The 11,854-nt window shown below is 62.2% G+C and carries 10 protein-coding genes; all 10 read left to right on the top strand.

Annotated features, from left to right (window positions below; translation table 11 throughout):
• Window positions 1-355 precede the first annotated feature (355 nt).
• Window positions 356-1,024, top strand: a complete 669-nt coding sequence (locus V476_RS11445; protein ID WP_003425796.1) for a haloacid dehalogenase type II — start codon at window positions 356-358, stop codon at window positions 1,022-1,024.
• Window positions 1,025-1,090: 66 nt separating this feature from the next.
• On the top strand, window positions 1,091-2,365 hold the full coding sequence (locus V476_RS11440; protein ID WP_024959742.1) for an NAD(P)/FAD-dependent oxidoreductase: 1,275 nt from the start codon (window positions 1,091-1,093) through the stop codon (window positions 2,363-2,365).
• A gap of 93 nt (window positions 2,366-2,458) precedes the next feature.
• Window positions 2,459-4,096, top strand: a complete 1,638-nt coding sequence (locus V476_RS11435; protein ID WP_024959741.1) for an ABC transporter substrate-binding protein — start codon at window positions 2,459-2,461, stop codon at window positions 4,094-4,096.
• A gap of 31 nt (window positions 4,097-4,127) precedes the next feature.
• On the top strand, window positions 4,128-5,084 hold the full coding sequence (locus tag V476_RS11430; RefSeq protein WP_003318112.1) for an ABC transporter permease: 957 nt from the start codon (window positions 4,128-4,130) through the stop codon (window positions 5,082-5,084).
• Entirely contained in the window at window positions 5,081-5,959 is an 879-nt protein-coding gene (locus V476_RS11425) for an ABC transporter permease (RefSeq protein ID WP_003425791.1), read from the top strand. The genes V476_RS11430 and V476_RS11425 overlap by 4 nt, the downstream gene beginning before the upstream one ends.
• A 1-nt stretch (window position 5,960) precedes the next feature.
• A complete protein-coding gene (locus V476_RS11420) occupies window positions 5,961-7,811 on the top strand; it encodes an ABC transporter ATP-binding protein (protein WP_024959740.1) in 1,851 nt (616 codons plus the stop codon).
• Window positions 7,808-8,119 (top strand): (2Fe-2S)-binding protein, encoded by a 312-nt coding sequence (locus V476_RS11415; protein ID WP_003318115.1) that lies wholly within the window; start codon window positions 7,808-7,810, stop codon window positions 8,117-8,119. The genes V476_RS11420 and V476_RS11415 overlap by 4 nt, the downstream gene beginning before the upstream one ends.
• On the top strand, window positions 8,098-9,507 hold the full coding sequence (locus V476_RS11410; RefSeq protein ID WP_024959739.1) for an FAD/NAD(P)-dependent oxidoreductase: 1,410 nt from the start codon (window positions 8,098-8,100) through the stop codon (window positions 9,505-9,507). Before V476_RS11415 ends, V476_RS11410 begins: the two co-directional genes overlap by 22 nt.
• On the top strand, window positions 9,504-10,673 hold the full coding sequence (locus V476_RS11405) for an NAD(P)/FAD-dependent oxidoreductase (protein WP_024959738.1): 1,170 nt from the start codon (window positions 9,504-9,506) through the stop codon (window positions 10,671-10,673). Before V476_RS11410 ends, V476_RS11405 begins: the two co-directional genes overlap by 4 nt.
• Window positions 10,670-11,827, top strand: a complete 1,158-nt coding sequence (gene argE, locus V476_RS11400) for an acetylornithine deacetylase (RefSeq protein ID WP_024959737.1) — start codon at window positions 10,670-10,672, stop codon at window positions 11,825-11,827. The genes V476_RS11405 and argE overlap by 4 nt, the downstream gene beginning before the upstream one ends.
• Window positions 11,828-11,854: the final 27 nt, after the last annotated feature.

Below are 11,854 nucleotides of genomic sequence, written 5' to 3'. Positions count from 1 at the left end.
GTTTTTTACCCCGCGTTCAGGCTCTTTATATAGCTTCCGGCATTTGTCACTCGCCAACCACCGACACGGCGCAGTTTCTGCGGCGCAAACCCGCGCGTTTGAGCCCGAGCGCCCTGAAAAGGGTCACAAAAGCGCCGAAAACCGGGCTCTGCCCAAGGCTGGAGCGCCCCGCAAAGTCTGCTGAGCGCGCACCTCAAAACGGTGGTTTCTATCAAGCAGCCATCACTTTTAACGCCATATGCTGATTTCACGGTGTTGTAATGAGGTTGTGCTGCAGCGTGCATCACCGCCCCTGGATATCAGGCCGGATTGCTCGTCATGCCATGACCTCAACGAACTTTCAGGACCGCACACAATGAGCTTTCTTCGACCAAAATTCATTACGTTCGACTGCTACGGCACGTTGACCAATTTCCATATGGGCACCATGACGCGCGAGCTGTTTGCCGACCGCGTTCCGGCTGAACAGATGGATCAGTTCGTCAGGGATTTTTCGGCGTATCGTCTGGATCAGGTCATGGGTGACTGGATGCCATACGACGAAATCCTGAAAGTCGCACTGGCGCGCACCTGCAAGCGCTGGAACGTTGAATACCGCGAAGAAGGCCAGCTGTATTACGACGCCGTACCAACCTGGGGCCCACACGCCGATGTGCCCGCCGGCCTGTCGAAAATCGCCGACAAGATCCCGCTGGTGATTTACTCCAACGCCAGCGACAGCCAGATCATGTCCAACGTCGAAAAGCTCGGTGCACCGTTCCACAAGGTGTTCACCGCTGACCAGGCCAAGGTCTACAAGCCGCGTCTGGCAGCCTTCGAGTTCATGCTCGACAACCTGGGTTGCGGTCCGGAAGACATCTTGCATGTGTCCTCGAGCTTCCGTTATGACCTGTTCTCGGCCCACGACATGAAAATCAAAAACAAGGCCTTTGTGGCTCGCGGTCATGAACAGCCCGCCAACAGCTTCTACGAATACCACCAGATCCCGGATATCGGCGGACTGGCCGGGCTGGTCGGCCTCTAGGCTGGGCAACCCGCGCAAAACCGGCATTTTTCAAGGTGCTCTTCGATGAGTGACAAGGGGAACGATATGCGCAGTGAGTCTTACTGGCTCGATACGGCTCCAGACTTTACCGGCGCGCAGGACGGCGCAGTGGAGGGGCAGGCTGACGTGGTGGTGGTCGGTGGCGGTTTCACCGGCCTTGCTGCGGCGCGTGCATTGGCCTTGAAAGGTGCCAGCGTGGTGGTTCTGGAAGCAGGCCGGGTAATCGGCGAAGCGTCGGGCCGCAATGGCGGACAGTGCAATACCGGCGTGGCCCAGGACTACGCGTCGTTGAGCGCAACCCTGGGTGCCGATCAGGCACGCGAGTATTACAAGGCTTATGAAAGCGCGGTGCAGAGCGTCGTGACCGTAATCGAGGAGGAAAACATCGCCTGCGACGTCAAGCGTAACGGCAAGCTCAAGCTGGCGGCCAAGCCAGGGCATTACGAAGGACTGGCGCGCACCTGCGAGCTGATCCGCCGCGAAGTCGATGCTGACGTCGAGCTGCTATCGGCTCAGGACGTGCGCGCCGAAATCGATTCGAACGAGTTTCACGGTGGCCTGCTGCAGCGCAACGGCATACAGATGCATGTCGGACGTTTCGGTCTGGGTCTCGCCGATGCGGCCGTGCGCCATGGCGCAAGGGTGTATCAGAACGCGACGGTAAAAGACTGGAAAGCCAACCGTGGCGGCTTTGTGGTCAACACCTCGAAAGGCTCGATCCAGGCCGGCCAGCTGATGTTGGCGACCGGTGCCTGCCAGCATGGCGGACTGGGCTGGTATCGCCGGCGCATCGTGCCGGTCGGCAGCTTCGTCATCGTCACTGAAGTATTGCCGCAAGCGCTGATCGACCAACTGTTCCCTCACCAGCGCGCTTACGTGACCAGCCGTTTGATCGGCAACTATTTCCGCCTCACGCCGGACAACCGCCTGCTGTTCGGCGGACGCGCACGCTTCGCCATGTCCAACAGCAGCTCAGACGCCAAAAGCGGCAAGGTGTTGCAGGCGGCCATGATGCAGATGTTTCCGCAACTGGCACACGTCAAGGTCGACTACTGCTGGGGCGGGCTGGTGGACATGACCTCCGACCGTTTGCCGCGTGCAGGCGAACACAGCGGGGTCTTCTATTCGATGGGTTACAGCGGTCACGGTGTGCAAATGTCGGTGCACATGGGGCGGATGATGGCCGAAGTCATGGAAGGCAAGGCACAGGCCAATCCCTGGAAAGACCTGAGCTGGCCAGCCATTCCCGGCCACTTCGGCAAACCATGGTTTCTGCCGCTGGTAGGCGCATATTACCGCTATCAGGACAGCCGCCACTGAGTGTTCGTCTGACCGTCATCGTGTGTGCTTGAAGGACGCTCCGGCCAACCGTGAGCAATTCGGAATTTCCCCTTTTCGACAGGTAGAACTGATATGGCTGATAAAAAAACCGACTCCGCGTTGATCACAGGCCAAGACAGCCTGCGGGTTTTCGAAGGTCTCAATCGTGGCCTGTCACGGCGCGATGCGTTGCGCATGCTGGGTGTTGCAGGCGTAGTTGCGGCGGGCTCCACCAGCCTGTTCGGCGCGGCCGGCAAGGTCTTTGCCGACGACGCGGATGCCCCTGTCAAAGGCAAACCGGGCGGCCGCATTCGGGTTGCCGGCATGTCCAGTTCTACCGCCGATACGCTGGACCCGGCCAAAGGCGCGCTGTCCACCGACTACGTGCGTCATTTCATGTTCTACAACGGCCTGACGCGTTTCGACAGCCATCTGGTGCCGCACATGGAGCTGGCCGAGAAGATCGAAAGCGACAACGCGACGGTCTGGACCGTGACCCTGCGCCAGGGCGTGACCTTCCACAATGGCAAGGCGCTGACCGCTGGTGACGTGGTGTTCTCCCTGTCGCGCCACAAGGATCCGGCCACCGGTTCGAAAGTCATGCCACTGATGGCGCAGTTTTCCGAGATCAAGGCCACCGGCCCGCTGGAAGTGCAGATCACCCTCAGCTCGCCAAACGCCGAGCTGCCGTCGATCCTCGCGGTCTCGCACCTGCTGATCGTGCCTGAAGGCACCACCGACTTCAGCAAAGGCATCGGCACCGGGCCGTTCACCGTCAAGGAATTCAACCCTGGCGTGCGCTCGGTCAGTGCGCGCAACCCCAACTACTGGAAGCCGGGCCTGCCGTACCTGGACGAGATCGAATTCATCGCCATCGCCGACGAGCCATCGCGGGTCAACGCGCTGCTCTCCGGCGACGTACACATGATCAACGAGGTCAATCCGCGCTCGACCACACGCATTGCCGCCAGCGCCAAACACCGGGTGGTCGATGCCCCGTCCGGCAACTATACCGACCTGATCATTCGTCAGGACCAGATGCCCGGCAAGAGTCCGGAATTCACCGAGGCCATGAAGTACCTGCTGGACCGTGAGCAGGTCAAATCAGCGGTGTTCCGTGGCTATGCCCGCGTCGGTAACGACCACCCGATCTCGCCAGGCTCGCGCTACTTCAACGCCGACCTGCCACAGCGCGCCTACGACCCGGAAAAAGCCAAATTCCTGCTCAAGAAAGCCGGCATGGAAAGTATCACCATGGCCGTGGCGGCGTCGCCTGCTGCGACCGGTTCGGTGGACATTGCCGTGCTGCTGCAACAGTCCGCCAAGCAGGCCGGTCTGACCCTCAACGTCAACCGTCTGCCAAGCGACGGCTACTGGTCCAACCACTGGATGAAGCATCCGCTGAGCTTCGGCAACATCAACCCGCGCCCGAACGCCGACGTGATCTTCTCGCAATTCTTCCAGTCCACAGCGCCGTGGAACGAATCCGGCTGGAAAAACGACCAGTTCGATCAGTTGCTGGTGCTGGCCCGTGGCGAAACCGACGACGCCAAGCGCGGCAAACTGTATGGCGACATGCAGACGCTGGTCAGCCAGAACTGCGGCATCGGCATCCCCGTGTTCATCAGCAACATCGACGGTGTGGACAAGCGTATCCAGGGCTATTCCAGCAACCCGCTGGGCGGCTTCATGGGTTACATGTTCAGCGAGCAGGTGTGGCTGGACGCGTAAATGAAACGCTGAACCGAGCAGGAGGACGCAGATGAATAGCAACACACTCTGGTTGATCGTGCAGCGCTTCGGCGCGGCGATCGTGACGTTGTTGATCGTTTCCATCGTGGTCTTCGCCATTACCGCGGTGTTGCCTGGAGACGCAGCGCAGCAGGCCCTTGGGCAATTCGCGACGCCTGAACAGGTCGCGGCGTTGCGTATCAAGCTGGGCCTGGATCAACCCGGTGTAGTGCGTTATCTGCATTGGTTGACCAACCTGCTCAGCGGCAACCTCGGCGAATCGGTCTCCAACGCGATGCCGGTCTCCGAGCTGATTGCCGGACGCTTCCCGAAAACGCTGATGCTGTCGGCCACCACCGCGCTGGTATCGGTGCCGGTAGCGCTGGCGCTGGGGATTGGCGCAGCGATGTACCGCGGCAGTCGCCTGGATAGCGCGCTGAATTTCATCACCCTGTCACTGGTCGCCGTGCCCGAGTTTCTGGTGGCAACGCTGGCGGTGCTGATTTTCGCCGTCAATCTGGGTTGGCTGTCCGCGCTGTCCTACGGCGCCGATGTCAGCTCGCCTTGGCAGTTCATGCGCACCTACGCGTTGCCGGTGATGACCCTGTGCTGCGTGATCGTGGCGCAGATGGCGCGCATGACTCGCGCTGCGGTCATTGACCAGCTGGACAGCGCGTATGTGGAAATGGCGCGCCTCAAGGGCGTCAGCCCGGTGCGTATCGTATTGCGCCATGCCTTGCCGAACGCCATCGGACCGATCGTCAACGCCGTCGCACTGAGCCTGTCGTACCTGCTCGGCGGCGTCGTCATCGTCGAGACCATCTTCAACTATCCCGGCATCGCCAGCCTGATGGTCGATGCCGTGACCAACCGTGACATGGCCCTGGTGCAGGGCTGCACGATGCTGTTCTGCTCCGCTTACCTTGGGTTGGTGCTGATGGCCGACCTGTGTGCAATTCTTTCCAATCCGAGGCTGAGAAACCAATGACTCAATTCATTGCGAAATCGACGCCTGCGGCGCCGCAACCGGTGCTTCGCAAAAAGGTGTCCCGTCCGACCTCATGGCTTGGCCTGCTGGGCGCAACGGTGTGCTTCATCTGGTTGATGGTCGCCCTGTTCGGCCCCTGGCTCGCACCGCATCCGGTGGGCGAAGTGGTCTCCGACAACATGTTCGAAAACATGAGCGCAGCCTATCCATTCGGTACTGACTACCTGGGTCGCGACATGCTCAGCCGCGTATTGGTCGGCGCGCGCTTCACCGTCGGCCTGGCATTGATTTCTGCCGTACTGGCCAGCGGCATCGGGACGCTGTGCGCGCTGCTGTCGGTGGTCGCGCCAAAATGGCTGGACGAAATCATCAGCCGCCTGATGGACGCGTTCATCTCGATCCCCAGCAAAATGCTGGCGCTGATCATGGTGTCGGCATTCGGCTCGTCCGAGGTGCTGCTGATCTGCACGGCGGTGCTGAGCTACACACCAGGCGCGTTTCGGATCGCGCGCAGCATGGCGGTGAATATCGAGGCGCTGGAATACGTGCAAGTGGCACGCACACGCGGCGAGGGCCGTATCTACATTGCCTGCCGGGAAATCCTGCCGAACATGCTCAACCCGGTCATGACCGACCTGGGCCTGCGCTTCGGCTTCATCGTCTTGCTGCTCAGCGGCATGAGCTTTCTGGGGCTCGGTGTACAGCCGCCTGACGCCGACCTTGGCTCGCTGGTCCGCGAGAACATCGGTGGCCTCAGCCAGGGCGCGCCGGCCATCGTGATCCCGGCACTGGCCATCGGCACTCTGACCATCGGCGTGAACCTGCTCATCGACCGGCTGGCCTCGCGGCGTGGTCGTCGTTCGGGAGGGCATTGAGATGAGCCAGTTGATTCGTGTGCAAGACCTGCGCGTAGTTGCCGATGGCGACCATGGCGACCATGGCGAGCTGGAGATTGTCAAAGGCGTCAGCTTTGCGCTGGAAAAAGGTGAAGTGCTGGCACTGATCGGCGAGTCGGGCTCCGGCAAGACCACGATCGCGCTAGCCCTGCTGGGTTACGCCCGACGCGGTTGCAAGCTGGCCGGCGGGGTGGTTCAAGTGGGCGAGCACGACATGCTCAGCCTGCCCGAAAGCCAATTGCAGGGCCTGCGTGGCAATCGCGTTTCCTACATTGCGCAAAGCGCCGCAGCGGCCTTCAACCCGGCGAAAAAGCTGATCGATCAGGTGATCGAAGGTGCGTTGATTCACGGCCTGGGCAGCCGCGCGGAACTGGAAGCCAAGGCGGTCGAGCTGTTCCGCGATCTGGCCCTGCCCAATCCGGAAAGCATCGGTCGACGTTATCCGCATCAGGTCTCGGGCGGTCAGTTGCAGCGCGTCATGGCGGCCATGGCGCTGATCAGTGATCCGTTGCTGGTGATCCTCGACGAGCCGACCACCGCACTGGACGTCACCACGCAGATCGACGTGCTGCGCGCGTTCAAGCGGGTAGTCCGTGACCGGGGTGCCACTGCGGTTTATGTCTCCCACGACCTTGCGGTGGTGGCGCAGATGGCCGATCAGATCGTGGTGCTCAACGGTGGGCAGATCATCGAAACCAGCAGCACCGCCGCGCTGCTCAAGGGACCCGTGGACGCCTACAGCCGCAGCCTGCTGGCGGCGGCGCGTCCGGATAAAGTGCTGAGCCCGGCCAGCGAAGTGGTCAAGGACAGCACGCTGTTGACCATCACGGGCCTGACGGCGGGCTACGGCAAAAAGAACCTGCAGGGCATGCCGATGATTCGCGTGCTGGAAGACATCGACCTGACCATCCGCCGTGGTCAGGCCATCGGCGTGATCGGCGAGTCAGGCTCGGGCAAATCGACGCTGGCCCGTGTGGTCGCCGGTCTTCTGGACCCGGCGCATGGCAGCCTGACGTTCGACGGTGCCGAGTTGTCCGGCACCCTGGCGGGTCGTACCGAAGAACAGTTCCGGCGCATCCAGATGGTGTTCCAGAACGCCGACACCGCACTCAACCCGATGCACAGTATCAGCGCAATTCTGGCGCGCCCGCTGAAGATGTATTTCGGCCTGAAGGGCAGGGCCCTGCGCGAGCGCATCGATGAACTGATGGACCTGGTGCGCCTGCCCCGCGAGCTGGCCGAGCGGCGTCCCAACGAACTCTCGGGCGGGCAGAAACAACGCGTCAACCTGGCTCGCGCGCTGGCGGCCAAGCCGGACCTGATTCTCTGTGATGAAGTGACCTCGGCACTGGATACGGTGGTGGGTGCCTGCATCCTTGAACTGCTCGGCGAACTGCGCCGCAAGCTGGGGGTTTCCTACCTGTTCATCAGCCACGACATCTCCACCGTTCGCGCGCTGTGCGACGACATCGTGGTGATGTACAGCGGCCACAAGGTCGAAGAGGGCAGCCGCGAAGCCTTCGGCCGAATGCCGTTCCACCCCTACACCGATCTACTGGTGCATTCGGTGCCGGAACTGCGTCAGGGCTGGCTGGAAACCTGCGGTGTAACCAGCGGCAACCTGCCGCCCATCAGCGCACCGGCCAACAATCCGGAGCTGTGCACCTTCCTCAATCGCTGCCCGGCCCGAATCGAAGGCCTGTGCAACAAGACCGCGCCGGGCCGCCGCGTGATCGCAGGTGGCAGCGAAATCCTTTGCCACCGCGACAGCGACGAGCTGCAGGCCGTGCAAGAAAATCTGAATCCTGAAATCGTCGGAGCTTACGCATGAATGGCCGTTTTGTGAGGCTGGGCGAGCGTGATCGCCCGGTCGTGAGCCTGATGGTCGATGGCGCGCCTATCGAGGCATTACAGGGCGATACGCTGATGGTGGCGTTGCTGACCCGCAAGGCCACGTTACGCCAGTCCGAGTTCGACCCGGGACGCCGTGCAGGTTTCTGTCTGATGGGTGCCTGCCAGGATTGCTGGGTCTGGACCCGCAGCGGTGAGCGGCTGCGCGCCTGCTCCAACGAAGTCCGCGACGGACTCGACATCGTCACCACCCAACCGGAGGCGAAATGGCCACTTCTTCACGGTTAGACGTTCGCAACCCTGGCAGCCCGAGAGTGGTCATCATCGGCGCCGGCCCGGCAGGCACCCGCTGCGCCGAAACCTTGCTGGCTGCGGGCATCAAACCGATCCTGATCGACGAAAACCGGCGTGACGGCGGGCAGATCTATCGCCGTCAGCCAGAAGGCTTCAAGCGCGATTATTCGGCGCTGTATGGCACCGAAGCGGCCAAAGCGCGTGACCTGCATGAAAGCTTCGATCGCTTGCGCCCGCAGATCGATTACCGCCCCGACACCCTGGCCTGGAACCTGACCCACGGCGAGCTGTGCTGTGCCAGTCAGGGCGTACACACCGTGGTCGAATACGACGCGCTGATCCTGTGTGCCGGGGCCACCGACCGTCTGATGCCGATCAAGGGCTGGCAACTGGCAGGCACCTACAGCCTCGGCGGCTCGCAAATTGCGCTCAAGTCGCAATCGGTCTCGATTGGCAGTCGCGTGGTGTTCATGGGCAGCGGCCCGCTGCTGTACCTGGTCGCCAGCCAATACGTCAAAGCCGGTGCCGATGTCGCCGCAGTGCTGGACACCTCACCGTTCGGCAAACGCGTCAGCGCAATGCCCAAATTGCTGGCGCGTCCCGGTCTGCTGTTCAACGGCATGAAACTGCTGGGCCAACTGTACAGCGCCGGGGTGCCGGTGCATCTGGGCGTGCAGCCCGAGGAAATCATCGGCAGCGAACAGGACGGCGTGACCGGCGTGCGTGTGAAGCTGGCCAATGGCACCGCGCTGAACGTCGATTGCGATGCCCTGGCGCTGGGTTATCACCTGCGTCCGGAAACCCAGCTGGCTGATCTGGCCGGCTGCCAGTTACGTTTCGACGAAGCGTCCGGGCAATGGGTGCTGGCAGTCGATGAAGAGGGACGTACCTCGGTCAAAGGTTTTTACGCCGCAGGTGACGGCGCGAAGATTCGTGGCGCCGATGCGGCGGAACAGGCCGGTCGACTGGTGGCGATGGCGCTGCTGGAAGACCTCGGTCGACCTGTGGATAACTCGCGTCAGGCAGAAGTGCGCAAGAGTCTGGTGGCGATGGATCGCTTTCGGGTCGGGCTGGCCGAAGCGTTTCCGTGGCCTGCGGCCCAGGCGGCTGCCTTGCCCGATGACGCCATTGTCTGCCGCTGCGAGATGATCAGCGCAGGCGAATTGCGCGGCGTCGTACGAGAAAAGGGCGCCTGCGAAGTCAACCGCGCCAAGGCTTTCAGTCGCGTCGGCATGGGCCGCTGCCAGGGCCGTTACTGCTCGCAGGCCGGGGCCGAGGTGATCGCAGCCGAAGCCGGCGTGCCGGTCGAACAGGTCGGTCGTCAGCGCGGTCAGGCACCGGTCAAACCGTTGTCGATGCTGATCGACGAGGTGATGTCATGAAGCAAGCAAAGGTGGACGTACTGATTGTTGGCGGCGGCTTCATGGGCTCGGCATCAGCGTTCTTTCTGCGCCAGCGCGGCAAGTCAGTGACGCTGCTGGAGCGCGACGTGATCGGTCAGTACGCCAGCGGCGTGAACTTCGGCAACGTGCGACGTCAGGGCCGGCATCTCGGTCAGCTGGAACTCGCCAACCGCTCCAGAGCCCTTTGGCAGCGGCTGCCGGAGCTGATCGGTGAAGACCTGGAATTTCTGCCCAGCGGCCACATGCGCGTCTGCTATCGCGAGGACGAAATCGCCGAGCTGGAAGCCTACGCAGCGGCCCCGGAAGCCCGTGAGCTGGACCTGAAAATCTACAGCGGGAAAGCGCTGCACGAGCGCTTTCCGTTTCTTGGCCCCGACGTGAAGGGCGGGTCTTATGCGCCGCACGACGGCCACGCCAACCCGCGTCTGGCGGCACCGGCTTTCGCCCGCGCAGCGATTCGGGTCGGGGCGCGGATCGAAGAGCGTACCGAAGTGGCCCATGTGGAAAAGGTCGGTAACGAATTCGAAGTCACCACCACTGACGGGCGCATTTTCAGCGCCGATCAGTTGCTGATCACCGCTGGCGCCTGGGGACAGAAACTCTCCACGCAGTTTGGCGAGTCCGTACCGCTGGACACCCATGGTCCGCAGATGGCCGTCACCGAGCCGGTCCCGTATGCACTGCCGACAGTGATCGGCGTGTTCACCAAAATCCCTCACGAAGTGATCTACTTCCGGCAGATCGCCCGCGGCAACATCATCATCGGCGGGGGTTTTCGCAGCAAGCCGGACATGATCAACCGCCGCGCCTATGTCGAGCCGCGCAGCATCGTCAATCAGGTACAGCAGATGCGTCGCCTGTTGCCCGGTGTCGGCAACCTGAACATCATCCGCGTGTGGAGCGGCATCGAAGGCTACACGCCGGACTCGCTGCCGGTGATGGGCCGCAGCGGCAAGATCGACGGCCTGTTCTATGCGTTCGGCTTCTGCGGCCACGGCTTCCAGCTCGGTCCGGGCGTGGGCGACGTGATGGCCGAACTGATCAGCACCGGCACGACCAGCACCTCGATCAGCCCGTTCGACATCCGCCGGTTTGACGTCAGCCTTGTGGACAACCTCACCGAACAGACGAGTAAAGCCTCATGAGCCCCCGCGCACTGGAAATCCTCAAGCGTCTGATCGCCTTCGACACCGTGTCGTCGGAGCCGAACATGGCGCTGATCGAATACATCCGCGAACTGCTGGCCAGCAAAGGCATCGAGTCGCTGATCGTCAAGGACGAGACCGGCAAGAAAGCCAACCTGTTCGCCAGCACCGGACCGAAAGATGTCCCCGGCGTGCTGCTGTCCGGCCACACCGACGTGGTGCCGGCTGCCGGTCAGGCGTGGACCATGCCACCATTTCAGGCAACCCTGCGTGACGGGCGCATCTACGGCCGTGGCACCTGCGACATGAAGGGCTTTATCGCCCTGGCTATCGACGCAATGCTCGATGCCGCAGACATGACCCTGATGCGCCCGCTGCAATTGGCGCTGTCCCACGACGAAGAGATCGGCTGTGTCGGTGTGCGGCGTCTGCTCGATGTCCTGCATCTGGCACCGGTACGTCCGTTTCTGTGCGTGGTTGGCGAACCGACCCTGATGCAGTTCGCCGTCGGCCACAAGGGCAAGGCGTCCTATCGCACCTTCTGTCGAGGTCAGGAGGCGCATTCCTCGCTGGCACCGCGCGCGGTCAACGCGATTCACCTGGCCAGCGATTTCATCGCCGAACTGCGCAAGAGCCAGAAGCAGATCGAACAGCAAGGCGCGCGTGACGAGGGTTACGACATCCCTTACAGCACCGTGCACATCGGCCGTATCGATGGCGGCAAGGCGCTGAACATCGTGCCCAACCTGTGCACCCTGGAATTCGAGTACCGCAACCTGCCGGGCGACAACCCTGATGCGTTGCTGGAGCAATTGCGCGAGCGTGCCGAGGTGCTGGTACGTGAAGCGCGACAGCTGTCGGGGGTGGCAGACATCGAGATCGAGGTCATGAACGAATACCCGGCGCTGGAGACCCATCCAAGCGTTGAGGCAGTGCGCCTGCTGCATGCGTTTGCCGAACCGGGCACACAGCACATCAAGGTCTCGTATGGCACCGAGGGCGGTCTGTTCGCCGGGCGCCTGAACGTGCCGGTGGTGGTCTGCGGGCCAGGCTCCATCGAGCAGGCGCACAAGCCGGACGAGTTTATCGACGAGAGTCAGATGGACGCAGGCGAGCGCTTTTTGCAGAGTCTGCTGGGGTCGTTGAAGCAGTAGAGGCTGCCGTCCGCAGGCAAATTTCAG

Origin of the sequence: Pseudomonas syringae KCTC 12500, from assembly GCF_000507185.2 — a bacterium.
Taxonomy (GTDB): Bacteria; Pseudomonadota; Gammaproteobacteria; order Pseudomonadales; family Pseudomonadaceae; genus Aquipseudomonas; species Aquipseudomonas syringae.
This window is presented reverse-complemented; position numbering and strand designations above follow the sequence as displayed.

Excerpts from the sequence above, each read along its gene's own strand:
- V476_RS11420 (WP_024959740.1), top strand. The coding sequence starts at position 5,961 with ATGAGCCAGTTGATTCGTGTGCAAGACCTGCGCGTAGTTGCCGATGGC.
- V476_RS11415 (WP_003318115.1), top strand. The coding sequence starts at position 7,808 with ATGAATGGCCGTTTTGTGAGGCTGGGCGAGCGTGATCGCCCGGTCGTG.
- V476_RS11410 (WP_024959739.1), top strand. The coding sequence starts at position 8,098 with ATGGCCACTTCTTCACGGTTAGACGTTCGCAACCCTGGCAGCCCGAGA.
- V476_RS11435 (WP_024959741.1), top strand. The coding sequence starts at position 2,459 with ATGGCTGATAAAAAAACCGACTCCGCGTTGATCACAGGCCAAGACAGC.
- V476_RS11440 (WP_024959742.1), top strand. The coding sequence starts at position 1,091 with ATGCGCAGTGAGTCTTACTGGCTCGATACGGCTCCAGACTTTACCGGC.
- argE (WP_024959737.1), top strand. The coding sequence starts at position 10,670 with ATGAGCCCCCGCGCACTGGAAATCCTCAAGCGTCTGATCGCCTTCGAC.
- V476_RS11430 (WP_003318112.1), top strand. The coding sequence starts at position 4,128 with ATGAATAGCAACACACTCTGGTTGATCGTGCAGCGCTTCGGCGCGGCG.
- V476_RS11425 (WP_003425791.1), top strand. The coding sequence starts at position 5,081 with ATGACTCAATTCATTGCGAAATCGACGCCTGCGGCGCCGCAACCGGTG.
- V476_RS11405 (WP_024959738.1), top strand. The coding sequence starts at position 9,504 with ATGAAGCAAGCAAAGGTGGACGTACTGATTGTTGGCGGCGGCTTCATG.
- V476_RS11445 (WP_003425796.1), top strand. The coding sequence starts at position 356 with ATGAGCTTTCTTCGACCAAAATTCATTACGTTCGACTGCTACGGCACG.